This window comes from Alistipes sp. i18-0019-D1 (assembly GCF_042852885.1).
Taxonomy (GTDB): Bacteria; Bacteroidota; Bacteroidia; order Bacteroidales; family Rikenellaceae; genus Alistipes.
The window spans coordinates 1,871,823-1,888,301 of sequence record NZ_AP031424.1 but is presented as its reverse complement, the minus strand read 5'-3'; the positions used below and the strand labels follow the sequence as shown (position 1 = coordinate 1,888,301).

General features: G+C 63.0%; 12 protein-coding genes. 3 read left to right on the top strand and 9 right to left on the bottom strand.

Going from position 1 to position 16,479, the window contains the following annotated elements:
• Nucleotides 1-4: 4 nt before the first annotated feature.
• The 9 genes from ACGHP5_RS07850 to ACGHP5_RS07810 all read right to left on the bottom strand — a co-directional run bounded on the left by ACGHP5_RS07850 (nucleotide 5) and on the right by ACGHP5_RS07810 (nucleotide 13,927).
• The gene (locus ACGHP5_RS07850; protein ID WP_390568339.1) at nucleotides 5-2,254 is read right to left on the bottom strand and encodes a DUF5689 domain-containing protein; all 2,250 of its coding nucleotides are present in this window, start codon (nucleotides 2,252-2,254) and stop codon (nucleotides 5-7) included.
• Between the two features lie 20 nt (nucleotides 2,255-2,274).
• Nucleotides 2,275-3,906 (bottom strand): hypothetical protein, encoded by a 1,632-nt coding sequence (locus tag ACGHP5_RS07845; protein ID WP_390568337.1) that lies wholly within the window; start codon nucleotides 3,904-3,906, stop codon nucleotides 2,275-2,277.
• A gap of 9 nt (nucleotides 3,907-3,915) precedes the next feature.
• Nucleotides 3,916-6,645, bottom strand: a complete 2,730-nt coding sequence (locus tag ACGHP5_RS07840; protein WP_390568335.1) for a BACON domain-containing protein — start codon at nucleotides 6,643-6,645, stop codon at nucleotides 3,916-3,918.
• A gap of 12 nt (nucleotides 6,646-6,657) precedes the next feature.
• Complete coding sequence (locus ACGHP5_RS07835; RefSeq protein ID WP_290532326.1) at nucleotides 6,658-8,325, bottom strand: RagB/SusD family nutrient uptake outer membrane protein; 1,668 nt, start codon at nucleotides 8,323-8,325, stop codon at nucleotides 6,658-6,660.
• A gap of 25 nt (nucleotides 8,326-8,350) precedes the next feature.
• Nucleotides 8,351-11,317 carry a SusC/RagA family TonB-linked outer membrane protein gene (locus ACGHP5_RS07830; RefSeq protein WP_390568333.1) on the bottom strand — a complete coding sequence of 989 codons (2,967 nt, stop codon included), beginning with the start codon at nucleotides 11,315-11,317 and terminating at the stop codon, nucleotides 8,351-8,353.
• Between the two features lie 16 nt (nucleotides 11,318-11,333).
• Nucleotides 11,334-11,675, bottom strand: a complete 342-nt coding sequence (locus ACGHP5_RS07825) for a DUF4974 domain-containing protein (protein ID WP_390568331.1) — start codon at nucleotides 11,673-11,675, stop codon at nucleotides 11,334-11,336.
• Between the two features lie 46 nt (nucleotides 11,676-11,721).
• Nucleotides 11,722-12,723: a FecR domain-containing protein gene (locus ACGHP5_RS07820; protein WP_337657258.1), complete on the bottom strand. Its 1,002-nt coding sequence runs from the start codon at nucleotides 12,721-12,723 to the stop codon at nucleotides 11,722-11,724.
• A gap of 147 nt (nucleotides 12,724-12,870) precedes the next feature.
• On the bottom strand, nucleotides 12,871-13,494 hold the full coding sequence (locus ACGHP5_RS07815) for an RNA polymerase sigma-70 factor (protein WP_290532323.1): 624 nt from the start codon (nucleotides 13,492-13,494) through the stop codon (nucleotides 12,871-12,873).
• A 127-nt stretch (nucleotides 13,495-13,621) separates the two neighbouring features.
• Nucleotides 13,622-13,927, bottom strand: a complete 306-nt coding sequence (locus ACGHP5_RS07810; protein WP_015546810.1) for a DUF3467 domain-containing protein — start codon at nucleotides 13,925-13,927, stop codon at nucleotides 13,622-13,624.
• A 281-nt stretch (nucleotides 13,928-14,208) separates the two neighbouring features.
• Here ACGHP5_RS07810 and ACGHP5_RS07805 point away from each other — a divergent pair, with 281 nt between their 5' ends.
• From ACGHP5_RS07805 to ACGHP5_RS07795, 3 genes are read left to right on the top strand one after another with little or no spacing between them, the layout of a single operon-like run.
• A complete protein-coding gene (locus tag ACGHP5_RS07805; RefSeq protein ID WP_290532322.1) occupies nucleotides 14,209-14,886 on the top strand; it encodes a LysE family translocator in 678 nt (225 codons plus the stop codon).
• Nucleotides 14,873-15,571 carry a (d)CMP kinase gene (gene cmk / locus ACGHP5_RS07800; protein ID WP_290532321.1) on the top strand — a complete coding sequence of 233 codons (699 nt, stop codon included), beginning with the start codon at nucleotides 14,873-14,875 and terminating at the stop codon, nucleotides 15,569-15,571. Before ACGHP5_RS07805 ends, cmk begins: the two co-directional genes overlap by 14 nt.
• 35 nt (nucleotides 15,572-15,606) lie before the next feature.
• Entirely contained in the window at nucleotides 15,607-16,476 is an 870-nt protein-coding gene (locus tag ACGHP5_RS07795) for a 4-hydroxy-3-methylbut-2-enyl diphosphate reductase (protein WP_337755640.1), read from the top strand.
• Nucleotides 16,477-16,479 lie beyond the last annotated feature (3 nt).

Genomic DNA, 16,479 nt, shown 5'->3' with positions numbered 1-16,479 from the left:
GGCGCTACCGGTAACGCAGGGTGATGATACCCCACCGCAATTGGTTGTCGTAGGTCGTGGCGGCGCTGATCTCGGCGGTCTCCGTATCGCCGTTCCAGACGAGCGGCAGCACGGTCATCACCTTGTCGTAGGGGCGGATGCGGACCGCCACCCGCTCCCTGCCGAAAACCTCCGCAGGGAGGCGGAAGAGGTGGTCGGTCAGCCCGATACCCGCCGAAGAGCAGGTGTTGTAGCGGTTTCCGGCCAGCGAAGCGTCCCACCACGGCAGCGAACGCATGTGCACGTAGTCGGCGCCCGTGGCGGCGCTCGGGCAGAGCGTATAGCTTTGTCCCCCGTCGACGGAATACTCCACGCACCAGTGCGCCGGATAGGTCTTCGAGGTGTTGGCCGAAATGGTCCCCGCGGCGAACGAGAAGCCGAGAAGCATGTGCGAGCCGCTGATCGAGGCGGTCGAGAACTCCAGACGCAGGCCGTTGTAGCCTGCCACTTCGTTCCCTTCCCAGCGATACCAGCCCTTCACGCCGGCCTTGACGAAATAGGCTTTGCAGGTGAGCGACGTTCCGAGCGAGCCGACCTCCGGATTGTTGTAATTGCCTGTTCCCGCAATGGGCCAGGCCTCTGTCGTCGTGGTTTCGACGTGGTTTTCGCAGAACAGCTCGGCGTTCGGCACGGTCTTGTCCGACGAAATGTCGTCCGACGGCGTGATCGATTCCAGCCGGTTATAGGCATACCGGCTGTTGAGCTTGGCATAGGTCCCGAACGAGTATTTGTGAGGGTTGCCGTCCCATTCGGCAAACTCCGTATAGGCCGATTCCCCGGCCCACTCCATGCCGAAGCCCGACTCGTCGAGCACGCGGATCTGGTAGCGCCCCACGTTGCCGTAGCGCGGCAATTCGTTGTGCACCACGATGCCGTGGGTCATACCCGTCCCCTGCGGGACGCCCTGGCCCGAGCGGCGCCAGAGGCAGAGCATGTTGACCGGGGCGTAGATCGAGTTCCCCGCGTCGTCCATCAGCAGCGATGCCCAGCCGTCCATGCGGTTGTTGTTGCCCGTCTGCGAGGCGTTGACCTCGGACGAAAGACTGTAATTTTCGTAGACGTTGGCATAGCTGCCCTCCTTGAACAGGAATTCGGTGTTTTCGAGCGAGACGAAGGTGTATACGTCGTCGTCGGTCAGCTCCGAAATCCGGCGCTGCTTGGCGGGAATCACCTCTCCGGCAGCGCTTTCGACCATGTTTTCGCCGACCAGGCTGCTGATCGTGTAGCGTTCGGGATTCTCCTCGCGCGTGAGGACCGTGCCGTTGAGCGAGAGCGACAAGCGCGTACCGCGCGCCAGCACGTTGTCCCCGGGCGTGTCGAAGCGCAGGCGGAAGCCGTAGCGGCCGTCGGGGCTTTCGAGGTAGGCCGTGCAGTCGTTGACCGTCACGTCGACCTTGTCGTACGAAACGCTGGGGTTGGCCTCCATGTTCTTGCTGTGGAAGTCGCTGACGACGATGCCTTCGATCAGGATGTCCTCGTCGACGGCCGTGCCTTCGGCCGTCGCCAGCGCCCGCACGTCGGCGAACGACACCTCGCGGCCGAATTCGTCGTCCTTGTCGGCCTGCGTGATGTAGAGGTTGACCGAGAAAGTCTCCTCCCAGCCGTCGACGTAGCTCAGGTTGACGACCGCCTTGCAGACGTCGTCGCCCGGATTGGGTTTCGTGTCGACGACCAGCATGCCCTGCTCGGGCTGCACGCTGCGTATCCAGTCTCCGGTCGCGCCGACGTAGGTAGTCGTGACGGCGAAGTCCCCGAGCGGAACGTTGGTGTCGATTTCGAACTGGGTGAAGGTCTCGACGCTGCCGCGGATCGACTTGTAGGGAGCCGGGCATTCGAGCGACGGAACCACGCCGTACTGCTTGATGCAGACCGTGTCGGCCCGTGTGCCGCCGTCGAGCACGAAGCGCAGTTTGGCCATGCGGCGGAACGAACCGTTCTCCGTAAAGGTGACCGAAACCATCCGGTCGCCGTCGAACTCCGTCCGGTCGACCGAGGCCCAGCCGCCGATGTCGTTGAGCGCCTCGACCCGGACCCGTCCGTTGGAATAAAGCTGTATTTCGGCGGTTCCGCCCGACGCCGGGACGAAAAGTTCGTGCTCGGCGGCCGTGAGTTCGCGCACGCGGATGGTCTCGGCATCGTCGACCGAGCAGCCGACGGCCGCGAGGGCCGCCAGGCCGCACACCGCGCCGTAGCGTAATATCTTGCAGGATTTCATGTTCAGATTCTGTTTTGGGGTTATTTGTAATCGACCGTGATCGTGCCGAAGCGGATGACGGTGGTTTGTTTGCAGTTTTTACGGACCACCGAAGTCGGGATCATCACGTCGGCGGAGGGGTTGCCGCGGATCTGCGACAACAGACCCGAGGCGGGCGAGAGGCGCACGACGACCTCGTCGCGGCCGAGGGCCTCGGCGGGCAGGCGGAAAACGCGCTGCTGAAGGCCCATGCCGCAGTCGTAGGGCGTGCGCAGACGGTCGGTATGGCCCGAGCCGTCGATCACCTTGTCCCACCAGGGCAGCGAGCGCAGCACGAAGGTCCCGCGTCCCGTGGCGGCGTCCCGGAGAGGCTGGAACTCGCCGCCGTCGACCGCATATTCGGCCTTCCACTCCAGCGGGAAGTTCCACGAGAAATTGCCGTCCTGGTTGCCTGCGCCCCACTCGAAGGCGAGTTGCAGGGCCGTGCCGCGGGCTTTTTTGGTCGGAAAAGCGATGTAGAAGGCGTTTGAGCCGACCATGCGCCCCATGTTGTCCCACTTGTACCAGTCGGGCGTCGGGGCCTTGAAGACCACCGCGCCGTTGCCGACCCATCCCTTGTTCTGCGTCCCGAGGGCGTTGTAGTCGCCGTCGACGTGTACGAAAGCGCCGCAGTCGGTCCAAAGATAACCGCGCGAACTTCCGGCGTCGCTGAGCACCCGGTCGCCCTTCCGGCCCTCGGTTCCGAGGTTCTGGTAGCCGAGCAGTTCGAATTCGAGCGACGCGCCCGCCGAACCGTCGAGCAGCCACCCCGTGAGGCGTTTCCACGGGGAGTTGCGCTTGCGGCTGACGGCGATGTCGCCCTCGTCGAGCGGGCGGATCGAATAGCGGCCCATGTCGCCGCCGTAACGGCGCATCGGCGTGTGGACCACCACGCCCGAGAGCGGACCCATGCCCTGCGGCAGGGGTTTGCCGGCACGGCGCCACGCGCAGAGGGTGTTGACCAGCATGTAGATCGTGCCGCCTTCGGCGTCGCGGACCAGCGACGCCCAGCCGTCCATGCGGTTGTTGATGTCGTATTTGTAGTGGTGGAGTTCACCGCAGGACTGGGCGTAAGGCTCCCAGATGTTGGTGTAGGAACCCTCCTTGAAGACAAACTCCGCATCGCGCAGCGTCACGAAGGTATAGAGGTCGTCGTCGGTGAGCGTCGCGACGGTCCGCTCCTTTAGGGGAAGGTCCGCGGCCGTGCCGGGCGCGACCGAGAGTACGTTGAGCGCCTGCACGCCCGTCAGCGTCATGCAGTCGGGCGAAGCCGTGCGCGTAAGGCGGCAGCCGTCAAGATCGAGACGCACGCGGTCGTAGCGGGCGAGCCGGTTTTCACTCGCCTCGTCGAAGCGCAGACGGATGCCGCAGCTGCCGTCGGCGGCCTCGACGTAGGCCGTGCGGTCGTTCTCTTCGAGATCGACGGAAAAGTAGTTCAGGTTGGGATTCAGCTCCGTGTTGGGGCTGCGGTAGTCGCTGACGACGATGCCTTCGACCACCGTCGGAGCGGTCAGCAAGACCGACTTCCCGGGTTCGCACAGCCCGCGGAGCTGTCCGAACGGCCCGTCGGCCGCAGCCTGCCCCCAAAGGGGAAGGACCGCGGCGGCGAGCAGGTATTTCAGCAGGTGTTTCATGGTTCGGGACTATTTGTATTGGATCGAAAGGTCTTCGACATAGACGCCGTTGGCGATGTCGAACGGATAGGTCCGCGCTATGCGCAGGTTACGGTGCGTCTGGCCCAGGGCGTAGCTGCCGATACCGGTGTTCCATGTCGCGATGACGTCGGACGACGGGCTGATGCGCACCCGCACCTTCGCTTTGCCGAGCACCTCGGCGGGCAGCACGAAGCGGTAGGGCACGAGGCCGAATCCGAAGTCGGACTGGGTGTAAAGGCCCGTCTGGTTGGCCGTATCGTAGATCGACGTGCGCGAGGCGCCGTTGTTGATGCACCACGGCAGCGAGCGCATTTCGAAACCGCGCTTCCCGGTGGCGGCGTTGACGGCTTCGGTGTAGTCGCTCCACGTCACCCCGTCGGCCGAGGTGGCGTACTCCACCTTCCAGTAGACGGGATACGAGCTGGCGTTGGTCCACGAGCAGGCGGCCTCGTTGGTGCTGTGCTTGCCCGCGGCGGTCGAGAAGCTGACCGCAGCGGCCGAGCCGCCGACGCCCGCCGTCGAGAACTCCATCACGATGCCGTTGGTCCGGCCCGTCCACGTATCGCCGTTCCACTCGTACCAGCCGGCGACGTTGCCGAGGAAGCCCAGCATCGTGTATTTCGACATGCCCATCGTCGTGCCGTCGCCCGAGACATAGTTCGAGACATTCAGCCCGCGGTAGCCGTGGACGATGGCGATGGGGTACGAACGGTCGGCGGTAACCGTCTGGTTGAGCATGCGGTTCTCGCTGTAAAGCCGCGCTCCGCCGCCTGTGTTGTCGGTCGTGGCGTGCATCCGGTTTTGGACGAGCTGCGTGGCCGAATTGGCCGCCGAGCCGACCGTGTAGGTCCCGTTGTCGTTCCACTTGTAGGCCCCGACCGAAATCACGGCCTTGTCCAGCCGCCATTCGACGAGCGTCGCATAGGCCGACGCCGCGGCGCGCGGGATGGCGATGTCCCCTTCGTCGAAAGGCCGGATCGAATAACGTCCCACGTTGCCGCCCCAGCGCTCCATCGGCGTGTGGACCACGATGCCGCCGACCGTGCCGACGCCCTGCGGCACGCTCTGCCCGGTGCGGCGCCAGCCGCAGTTCATGTTCACGAGCATGTAGATCGCGTCGTTGTCCCCGTCGTAGAGCAGGTTGGCCGCGCCGTCCTTGGCCTTCTGGGCCTGTGCGCTGCCGGGGAAGGCGATGCCTTCGTTGCAGGGATTGCCGATGGCGTCGTACTCGCGGACATTGGTGTAGGCACCCTCCTTGACGGAGAATTCCAGTCCCGAAAGCGCGCAATAGGTGTAGATGTCGTCGTCGGTGAGCGTCGCGATGGTCCGCGCCTTGGGTTCCAGGGCGGAGGCTTCGGCCACCTTCCCGATGTTTTCGGCCTTCACGCCGCGCAGCGTGTAGCGCATCGGATCGCTTTCGCGCGAGAGGGTCACGCCGTCGAGCAGGATTTTCACCTGTTCGCCGCGCAGGCAGACGTTGTCGGCGGCCGTGGCGAACTTCAGGCGGAAGCCGTAGCGGCCGTCCATGCTCTGCACGTAGTTCGTGCGGTCGTTTTCGTCGGTGGTGATGCTGTTGGGACCCGTATTGAGGTTCTGATCCATGTTCGGGTTTCCTGCATCGCCGATGACACGGCACAGCAGGTAATCGATATGGTCTTCGTCGCTGGCGTAGGGTTTGTCCTCGGCCGTGAAGAGCGCCCGCAGGTCGGCGAACGGAAGTTCGCGCGGCTGGGCTGTCACCCGCTGGGTGATGTTCGAAGAGGCCGAAACCACACCGCCCGCAAGGTCGGTGCAGGAGACCGTGATCGTTGCATAACGTTTCTCCACGCCCTCGTTCGCCGCAATCGCATAGGTCAGCTCCCCGGCGCCGAGTTCGACATCGGAGATAAAGCCCGCGACGGCCGGATCGGCATAGGTGACTTCGACCTTCATCTCCGCAAGCAGCGCCCCGAGGTTGGTCGAGAAGGCCACGGCGCGTCGGCCGCCCTCGATGGGGACCACGTCGTCGGCGAGCGTGATGCGGCCCTCGTCGGCGCTCTGCGTCACGGTGAACGAGTCGCCGAAGACATTGCCGTCGGCATCCTCGACCGAGAATCCGACCGTTGCCGTGCGGGGTTCTCCCGTGGCGTTGGCGGCCGTGGAGAAGGTGATCAGCCCCCGGCGGGCCAGCGGGATTTCGGTCTCGCCCGCCTCCGTGTCGTCGGCGTGGTAGGCGACGTCGGAAATCCACGCGTCGCCCTCCGCGGCGTAGGTCACCGCCGGCACGACATCGCGGAGAAGCTCGTCGGGCAGGTTGGTTTCGAAGGCCGCCGTACCCTTGTAGGCGCCGTTGGCGAAGGCGAGGTCCTTCGAGAGGAAGATCAGTTCGGGGGCGGTGATTCCCGCCTTCTGGACCACGGTGACGGTCTTTTCAAGTCCCGAGCCGCGCAGCACGACCCCGACCGAGCGGGCCAGTCCGGGGTTATCGGCATAATTGAGGCGGATGGTCGTGATGCCGCTGCCGGCCGTGCGGTCGAGCGTCGCCCACGCCGATTCGGCGGTGAGCTGCGCGGTCCACGCTCCCGAGCAGTAGACCGTGACGGGAAGTTTGCCGGCCTCGGCCGTGACCGAATAGCGGTCCGTGTTGACAGCCAGGTCGTAACGTTCCTCGAAGGTGTCGGCGCACGCGGCCGCGAAGAGTCCCGCCAGCGCCAGTATCAGGTTGTTGATTCGTTTCATCGGTTCTGGTTTTTATAATCCGTCGGCAAGGTACTCGTCGTTGGTCAGCACATAGCCCGAGAGGGCGCACTGCGCGTCGGGAATGGGATAATAGCGGTGGCAGGGACGCATCTTGCCCTTGAGCGTCGCGTTGTTGGTGTAGGCGTAGGTCTGATCGTACCAGATGCCCCAGCGCACGAGGTCGAACTTGCGCTGGAACTCGCCGCCCAACTCCCGGGCGCGCTCGCAGCGGATGGCCAGCGTGAGGTCTTCGAAGCCCGTGAAATTGGTGACGGGATCGACGCCCGCACGTTCGCGGACCAGGTTCAGGTAACGCATCGTCTCCTCGGCGTTCTCCAGGTTGCAGTAACATTCGGCCATCATCAGAATGGCGTCGGCATAGCGGAAAATGCGGTAGTTGTTCGAGTCGTAGTTCTGCTCGATGTCCGGACACCAGAATTTCGGACCGGGCCAGGGCACACCGTAGTTGCGCGTGATCTTGAAGGTCTCGCCCGCCTCCAGGTCGCCCAGGCCGAGGAAGTACTGCACGCGGCGGTCGATCTTCTGCCCGCGGATCTCCCCGGCGGCCAGCGCCTCGCGGTCGATCTTCACTGTATAGCGGTTCAGCGTCGCGTCGTAGGTGTCGTAGGTCAGGGGCAGGGGGTTGAACAGCGCGTCAATGTAGGCCGTATGCTCGGTCTGCGTGTTGCCCGTCGCGGGGCGGAAGATCGCATAGCGGTTGTTGGCCCGCAGCGACGACCAGCCGGGCATCGACGTGCCGTAACCCTTCAGAGGTACGCCGTCGAAGACCCCGTCGCCGTTGTGCGTGGGCATCATGATCGCCGCCACGTTGCCGTTGTACTGCGTGCCGGTGAGCGACCAGGCGTGCTGGATCTCGAAAATGGTCTCCGCGGGGTTTTTGTAGCGCCACTGGGTCTCGGCCAGCGGGTAGTTGCCTTCGTTGAAGTCGCCGTACAGCTCCTCAAGGGCCTGCAGGGGGATCAGCGCCCCGTTCCAGTCCTCGTTCCACAGGGCGAACTTGGCCATCAGCATCAGCGCCAGCGCATAGCCCGAACGGTTGTCGACGGCCTCCGAGGCACGGCACTTGCGGCCGTTCTCGACGGTGAACCACGGCAGGGCGTTCTGCTCCAGGTCGTCGTACAGCTCCTGGCGGATTTCGTGGGCCGGGGTGCGGGGCAGGCGGCGGATTTCGGCCAGCCGCTGGTCGGTGTCGACCATCGTGGTGTAGAACGGCACGTCGCCGAACATGCAGGTCAGGATATAGTAGTAAAGCGCGCGCATCACGCGGGCTTCGGCCGCCAGGGGCATCTTCACCCCGTCGGCCAGGTCGGCCGTCGAGATGCACTCGACGCACTCGTTGCAGTACATGACACCCTTGTAACCCTGCGTCCAGACCGTTTTGCCGTACTGCGGCTTGGCGGGGGTCACGTCGAGGCAGGCGTCGACGGTCGTCGAGGAGGAGTACCAGATGTCGGTGCAGGCCTCGGTGACCAGCATGAAGTTGGCCGTATAGATCGCATTCGCGGGCATGTAGCACGAATTGAGCGCCGCAATGCACTGCGACTCGTTCTTGTAGAACGACTTGCGGTTGACGAACGAGGTCGGCTCCTCCGTCAGCGAACAGGAGGCGAGCAGTCCCGCCGCGAGGAGCGTCAGTATGAATTGATTGAAGTTTTTCATCTTCTTCGGAAATTGTCGGGTGGATTTAATAACGCAGCTGGATGCTGAACACGAACATCCGCGAACGGGGATAGGCGCCCATGTCGACGCGGCGCAGGGTCGAACTGGTCCCCTCGCTCGAAACGTCGGGGTCGAAACCGTTGTACTTGGTCCAGAGCCAGAGATTCTCGCCCGTGACGGCCAGCGTGATGTCGCGCAGCAGGCGGGTCTTCTTCCGCAGGTCGAACGTGTAGGAGACCGTGGCGTTCTTCAGACGCAGGTACGAGGCGTCGTGCACCTGCAACGAACTGGGAACCAGCCGGTCGTCGGTCCCCGCACGGGGCAGGTCGGAATCCGGGTTACGCACGGGATGCCACGCGTCGAGCATGTAGCGGTACTGGTTGGTGGCGTAACCGCCGGCCATCGCCAGTTCGGAGTAGTTGTAGATCTTGCCGCCCAGCGAGTAGGAGAAGTAGAATCCGATGCGCAGGTTGCCGATATTGAAGGTGTTCTGCAAACCGCCGTAAAGCACGGGGTCGGAGTTGCCCAGATAGATCAGGTCCTCTTCCGAAAGAATGCCGTCGCGGTTCTGGTCGACGTACTTGGGATACCCCAGCATCAGCTGGGCGTCGCTGCCCGTCGACGAGGAGATGTAACTCTTGGTAAAGCGGTTGCGCTCGAACTGGTCGGTCGTCTTCCAGACCCCGGCGTACTGGAATCCCCAGAGCGCATTGAGGGGATAGCCCGTCTTGTAGCCGTACATCATGTAGTTGGTATTGCCGCCGCTTTCGAGGCACGAGACATACTCTTCGTGGCCGATGTCGTCGACCATCTGCTTGTTGTGCGAGAGGGTGAAACTCGTCGTCCAGCCGAATTTCGGCTTCACGATGTTACGGCTCTCGACCGATACCTCGACGCCGCGGTTCGACGTCTTGCCCAGATTCGTGAAGCGGCTCGTGTAGCCCGTGGTGTGGATCGTCTGCAAGGAAAGCAGCAGGTCGCGGGTGGTCGAATAGTAGCCGTCGACGGTGACGTTCAGGCGGCCGTCGAAGGCCGAGAAGTCGAGTCCCGCATTGTAGAGCGTGGTTTTCTCCCACGTCAGGTCGGGGTTGGCCACACGCGAGGGGAAGAACGACGCCGACTGCGTGCCGCCGAACAGATAGCCGTTGGTGGTCGTGCCGTAGGCTTCGAGCGAACGGTAGGTCGAGATGGCGTCGTTACCCGTGCGTCCGGCGCTCAGGCGCAGCGACAGCTCGTCGAGCCAGCGCACCTGCTTGAGGAAATTCTCGTTCTTGGCGTTCCACTTGACGGCCGCCGAGGGGAAAAAGCCCCATTTGTTGTTCTCGGCGAAGTTCGACGACCCGTCGTAACGGCCCGTGAAGGTGAAGTAGTAACGGCTCTTGTAGTTGTAGTTCAGGCGCATGAGCACCGACTCGCGCACGACCTTGTTCGCATTGGTCCCGGCGTTGTAGTTCTCCTTGCTGCCGATGGTGTTCATGTTGTTCCACTTCAGATCGTCGGTGAGCAGCCCCTCGGCCTTCAGCGAAAAGGAGTTCACCGTTTCGTGCGTGGCCGAAAAGCCCGCCATCGCATCGAAATAGTGCCCCGAGGCGAATTTCTTCGAGTAGGAGACCGTATTTTCCGAGGTCAGCCGCCGGGCATCGCCCTCGTAACGGTAGGCGTCGGAGCCTTCGCCCTCGGTACGCTTCGGCAGGTAGCTGGGCCAGAACTGATAGTCGTGGCGCTGGTAGACCATGTAGGAGTTCTGGCTCTTGATGATCAGCCCGCGCACGGGCCTGATCGTGAACTCCAGCACGTCGGTATTGGTCATGCGCTCGCTCTCGTTCTCGTTGCAGTCGATCTTGGCGCGGGGCGTATCGATGCGCACGCCGTTCTCGTAGAGGGGGTTGATATAGTCTTTGGGACCCATCGTCGGGGCCAGGTAGACGGCGCCGTCCCAGATGTTCGCGCCGCCGATGGTCGCCCGGTTGGGATTCTCGTCGCGGAAGGTGTAGCTGCCCTTGAAACCGACGGTCAGCCACTTGGCGAAGTCGTACGAGAGATTCAGACGGGCCGTGATGCGGCGGAACCCGCTGCCGTCGACGATACCCTGCGTGTCGTTGCCGCCGAGGGCCGCGAAGTAGCTCGACTTCTGGCTGCGGCCGCTGACCGAAAGGTTATAGTTCTGGTAGAGGGCCGTGCGGGTGATCTCGTCGATCCAGTCGGTCCCGCGCCCGTACTCCGAAGGGTCGAAGCGCGGCGGACGCTGCGGGTCGCGCGAGGAGAAATAGTTCCGGTCGTTGAGATAGCGGACGAACTCCTGCGCATCCATCAGGTCGAGGTCGCGGGCGAGTTTCGAGACGCCGAATTCGGCCTTGGCCGTGACCGACGGCTTCGAGGTGACTCCCTGCCGCGTGGTGACGATGATCACGCCGTTGGCGCCGCGCGAGCCGTAGATGGCCGTCGACGAGGCGTCCTTGAGTACCGAAATCTGCTCGATGTCGGCCGAGTTGATGTCGTTCAGGTCGCTCACGGCGTCGATCACGCCGTCGACGACGATCAGCGGTTCGTTCGACGCCGAGATCGAACGCGTGCCGCGCACGCGGATCGAGGTCGTGGCCCCCGGCGCACCCGAAGTCGACATGATGTCCACACCGGCGATGCGGCCTTGCAGAGCCTGGTCGACCGACGTGTTGGGCACGTCGCGGATGTCGGACATCTTCACGTTGGAAACCGAACCCGTCAGGTCGGATTTCTTCACCGCGCCGTAACCGATGACCACCACCTCGTTGATGGTGTTCTTGGCGTCGGGAACCAGGTTGACGTCGACTTCCGTACGGTCGCCGATGACGATCTGCCGGGTGACATAGCCCAGGTAGGAGACCGAAATCAGGGCGTCCCCGGCACCGAGCGTCAGCGAATAGCGGCCGTTGCTGTCGGTGACCGTGCCGCGGCGGCCGTCGGGCGTGGTGACCGCGGCGCCGACCATCGGCGCGCCCGTTTCATCCAGCACCGTACCCGTCAGGGTCTTACCTTTCCCGGCTGCGGGGGGGGGGAGTTGCCGACGCCTTGTAGATCACGATCATCTTGTCCTTGATCGAATACTGGACGGTGCGGTCGAGCACCTCGCGCAGCACCTGCGACACGGGCGTGCGGTCGAACGAAGCCGTGACCGGACGTTCGAGGTTCAGCTCCCGGGTGTCGTACATGATCGACAGCCCGGTCTGTGCCTCCACCTCCTTGAGCACGTTTTTGAGAGGCGTTTTCCGGAAGTTCTTCGTGACGGGCTGCATCTGCCCCCACGCCGGGAGCGTCAGCAACACGAACAGACACGGCAGAAACGCCCGTTTCAGATTGGAGAATTGCTTCATTTGTTTAAGGTATTGGTTGTTTTAAAGGTGTTTCGGGATGCGGGCGTCACTTGGCCGAGAGACGCACCGAAGGACCCTGCCGGTGGACCGAGACCGGAACGATCAGATCGAGAGCCTTCAGGACGCTGTCGAGCGACTCCTGGTTGCTCAGGCGGATGGTGATGAAAGTCCCGTCGGCGCGCAGGCGGTCGTCGAGCGTGATTTCGACGCCGTAAAGACTGCTCAAACTCTCGCACAGCTGCACGATCGTCACGTCGATGAACTCGATGCGCCCCTCGATCCAGGCCAGGTACTGCGCCGTGTTGACGTGCGTGATGGCCGTGGTCTCGGCGAAGCGGTCGTAGGTGAGCGACTCGCCCGGGCGAAGCGCGGTCTCCCCGCGCGGCGCGGTGAAGCCGACGGCGCCTTCGAGCAGCGTGGTGGTGATGAGCGAGTCGTCGGGATAGGCCGTCACGTCGAATTTCGTGCCCTTGACCACCACCGAACAGTTTCCGACCTTCACTTCGAAGCGGTGCTTTTCGTCGGGCGAAACGTCGAAGTAGGCGGCACCCGAAAGCTCGACCGAGCGGTTCGTGGCGTTGAAATTGGCCGGATAGGTCAGCGTCGACGACCCGTTGAGCCGCACCTGCGTTCCGTCGGGCAGGCAGACCGTGCTGCGGTCGCCGCTCTTCGTGGTCACGGTGTAGCACTCCGTGGCGCGCTCCAGCAGCAGGCGGTCGTAGAGCCGCGCACCGAAGAAGGCCGCGCACACCACCGCCACGGCGGCCGCGACGCGCCATATCACGGCGATCCGCCCCAGCCGGGCGCTCCGTCCGGGACCTTGCAGGCGGATACGCGACCGCAGGCGGTGCCAGTCGCGGTCGGTCGCGGGGTCCGACGCCGGCATCGCCTCCCATTCGAGCCGCCAGGCGGCGAACTGCCTGCGGCATGCGGCGTCGGAGGTGACGAAGCGGAACAGCTCGCGCTCCTCCTCGGCGGCGATCTCTCCCGCAAAATAGCGTCCGGCCAGATGCCGCATCTCTTCCTGATCGAATTTCATCTCTTCCATTTCCGTTACATATTTTAAAACAACCGAATTTACTTTTCCCCAACCTTCCCAATCACAAAAAATCGAAAAAAGTCGCAAAAAGAAAGAAAAACAACAACAGCGGAGAGGGAAATCTCCGCCGTCGGGTCAATGATCGTCTATCTGATTTTAGAGGTAATTCGCCAGCAGGCACGAAAGCACGGCCACCGAAAGTTCGAACGAACAGCTTCGCCGCAGGTGCTCGCCCAACCGGCCGACGGCACGGGCCAGGTGTTTCTCGACAGCCGTCTCGGAGATGCCCAGCCGCGCGGCGATTTCGCGGTTCTTCAGCCCTTCGAAGCGGCTCATCCGGAAAACCTCGCGGCAGCGGTCGGGCAGCGCGTCGACAGCCTTCTGCACCTCGCGCTGCAACTCCTCGTAGAGGCACGGCTGCTCGGCGTCGCTCAAAAAATCGTAGCTGTAAATCCGCTCCTCACCCCGCATGCGGGCCGTGTACTCGAGTTCGTGACGCGCCACGACGCCGTTGTGTTTCAGGTAATTGAGACATGCATTGCGCACCATCGTGAACAGCAGCGACGCCAGATCCAGTTCGCGCAGCTCGCGCCGCCGCTCCCACAGGCGCGCAAAACTGTCCTGCACCAGGTCGCGCGCCGTCTCGTGCCCGGCGACGAACCGGGCGGCGTAGTTCACCAATCGGGGATAGTAACGCCGGAAGAAGCACTCGAAATCGGCCTCGTTGCCGAATCGGATGCCTTCGAATAACCGCTGGTCTGACGGCGAGGGTGTGGACATGGCAGAATCTGGGCTTTTGCCACAAAAGTAACGTTTTTTTCCATGCCGCAAAATTTTCGGCCGCGACAAAAACGTGACACGGCGCGCCGGGTGCAAAAAAGGCGCTGCCGTGCAGCGCCGCAGGTTTTCAGGCCTGACCCATCTTGGGCCCCGCGTCGGGCGTGGGCTGGGGCGAGGGAATCTCGATCTTGCCCACGTTGCTCTCGTAGCGCACGATGTTCTCCTGCAGCGAACGCAGCAACCGCTTGGCATGCTCGGGCGTGAGGATGATACGGCTCTTGACGCGCGCTTTCTGCACACCGGGCAGCACCGTCGCAAAGTCGATGATGAACTCCGAAGTGGAGTGCGATATGATCGCCAGGTTCGAATAGTGGCCCTGGGCCACGGCGTCGTCCAGTTCGAGGTCGATGCCGAATTGTTTCATCTCTGCCATTGTGGAGTACTGTTTCTGCAAATTTATTCATTTTCAACGGACGATATGCAAGCACGGGGCCAAAGTTTTCGATATTTTATCAACATATCCGACCTGCGGAATAACCCGCCGCGCCCTTTTTTTGCCTTTTCATAGGCGGATGTCGGAGCTTTTTTGTATCTTTGCTTCGCAAATACGGAAACCCGCCGCAGAGCCGGAGACAACGCCTTTTTCCGGGCCGTCTTCCGCGCAGGGGCAATATAAGTAACAGGCGCGTTCGTGACGCGCAGCAAACCGAGAAAATGGCATTTGAAATCGTCGAGACCCTGTTCCGCGGCATCTGCGTAGGCATCGCCGCTTCGATCACGGTAGGCCCCGTGGCAGTGCTCTGCATCCAGCGCACGCTGTCGAAAAGCCGCCGCTCGGGCATCGTTTCAGGCATCGGCGTCGCCTGCGCCGATACGTTCATGGCCATGGCCGCACTGTTCTTCTACTCGATGCTACAGGCACAGATCGAACAGTACGACACGCTGCTGCGGGTGATCGGCGGCATCTTCGTGGTGATCGTCGGCGTTTTCATCTTCGCGCAGAATCCCGTGCCGCAGATCCGCCGCAACCGTGCCGGAAAAACCTCGCTGTGGCAGGATTTCGCTTCGATTTTCGGACTTACGATCGCCAATTTCATCATGGTCATCCCCTATATCCTGGCCTTCTTCGCGGTGTTCAAGATTTCGGGCGGCGACATGGCCGACCACACCTTCGGGGGCTTCATGCGTTCGCTGTTCGTCATCGCCGGGTTCTTCGGCGGCGCGGTGGCGTGGTGGACCCTGCTGGCCTTCGTCATCAACCTCTTCCGCCGACGCTTCCGTCCGCGGCACATGCTCACGATCAACCACGTCGCGGGTCTTCTGATCGGCATATTAGGCATTTACACCATATTATCGACCTTCTTTGATATATTCCCCAATGTCGGACACTAAACACAGGATCATCATTGCCGTCGACGGCTTTTCGTCGTGCGGAAAGAGCACCTTCGCCAAAGCCATCGCGGCCCGCCTGGGCTATATCTTCATCGACACGGGCGCCATGTACCGCGCCGTGACGCTCTACGCCCTCGAACACGGGGCTATCCGGTCGGGCATCGTCGACGAAGAGTCCGTCGTGAAACTGCTGGACGATATTTCAATCACCTTCCGTTTCAACCCCGAACGCGGGGCCAGCGACATCTACGTCAACGGCGATCGGGTCGAGGGCAAGATCCGCACCATCGAGGTTTCGAACTGCGTGAGCCGCGTGAGCGCCATCCCCGAGGTGCGACGCAAGCTGGTGGCCATGCAGCAGGAGATGGGCCGCCGCCGGGGCGTGGTGATGGACGGCCGCGACATCGGCACGGTGGTATTCCCCGATGCCGAACTGAAACTGTTCATGACGGCCGACACCGCCGTGCGCGCCTGCCGCCGCTACAAGGAGCTGACAGGCAAGGGCATGTCGGTGACGATGGAGGAGGTCGAGCGCAACATCCGCGAGCGCGACAAGGCCGACATGAGCCGCGCCGTATCGCCGCTGCGCCGGGCCGACGACGCCATTGTACTCGACAACAGCCACATGACCGTCGACGAACAGATGGCGTGGTTTATGGAGCAATTCGCTAAAATCAACCGATAACCGATAAAGCGCCGCCGGGCGCACCGCAAAGGGCTATGATAGTCGAGATCGACGATAAATCGGGCTTCTGCTTCGGCGTTGTCCGCGCAATCACGGAGGCCGAACGCGCCCTCGCGGAGGGCGGCACGGTCTACTCGCTCGGCGACATCGTTCACAACCGCATCGAGGTCCAGCGCCTCGAACGGCTGGGACTGCGGACCGTGACCCACGCCGACATGCCGCACCTGGCGGGCTGCCGCCTTTTCATCCGCGCCCACGGGGAACCCCCTACGACCTACGCCGCCGCAAGGGCGATGGACATCGGGATCATCGACGCCACCTGCCCGGTGGTCGCACGGCTGCAACGCCGGGTGAAGGAGGCCCACGAACGGATGCGTCCCATCGGCGGGCAGGTCGTGATCCTCGGCAAACGGGGCCACGCCGAAGTGGTGGGCCTCACGGGGCAGGTCGCGGACCCGACGATCGTGATCGAAAGGGAGGAGGACCTGGCCCTGATCGACTTCTCGCGTCCGGTCTATTTCCTTTCGCAGACCACGCAGAGCATCGGGCTGTTCGAACGGCTGGGCGCCGAAATGCGCCGCCGGGCCGCCGATGCGGGGCAGGTCTGCATCGACGACACGATCTGCCGGCAAGTATCGAACCGCGAACAGCACCTCACGGAGTTCTCCGGACGGTTCGATGCCGTGGTGTTCGTCTGCGGGCGCAAGTCGTCGAACGGCAAGGTGCTCTCCGAAGTGTGCCGCCGGGCCAACCCGCGCACGTATGTCGTCGAAGAGGCCTCGGAGATCGATCCCGCATGGTTCGAGGGGGCCGCGACGGTGGGCATCTGCGGCGCCACGTCGACGCCCAAATGGCTGATGCAGGAGGTGGCCGACCACATCGAAAATGGAAAGATAAAAGTGTAAAGT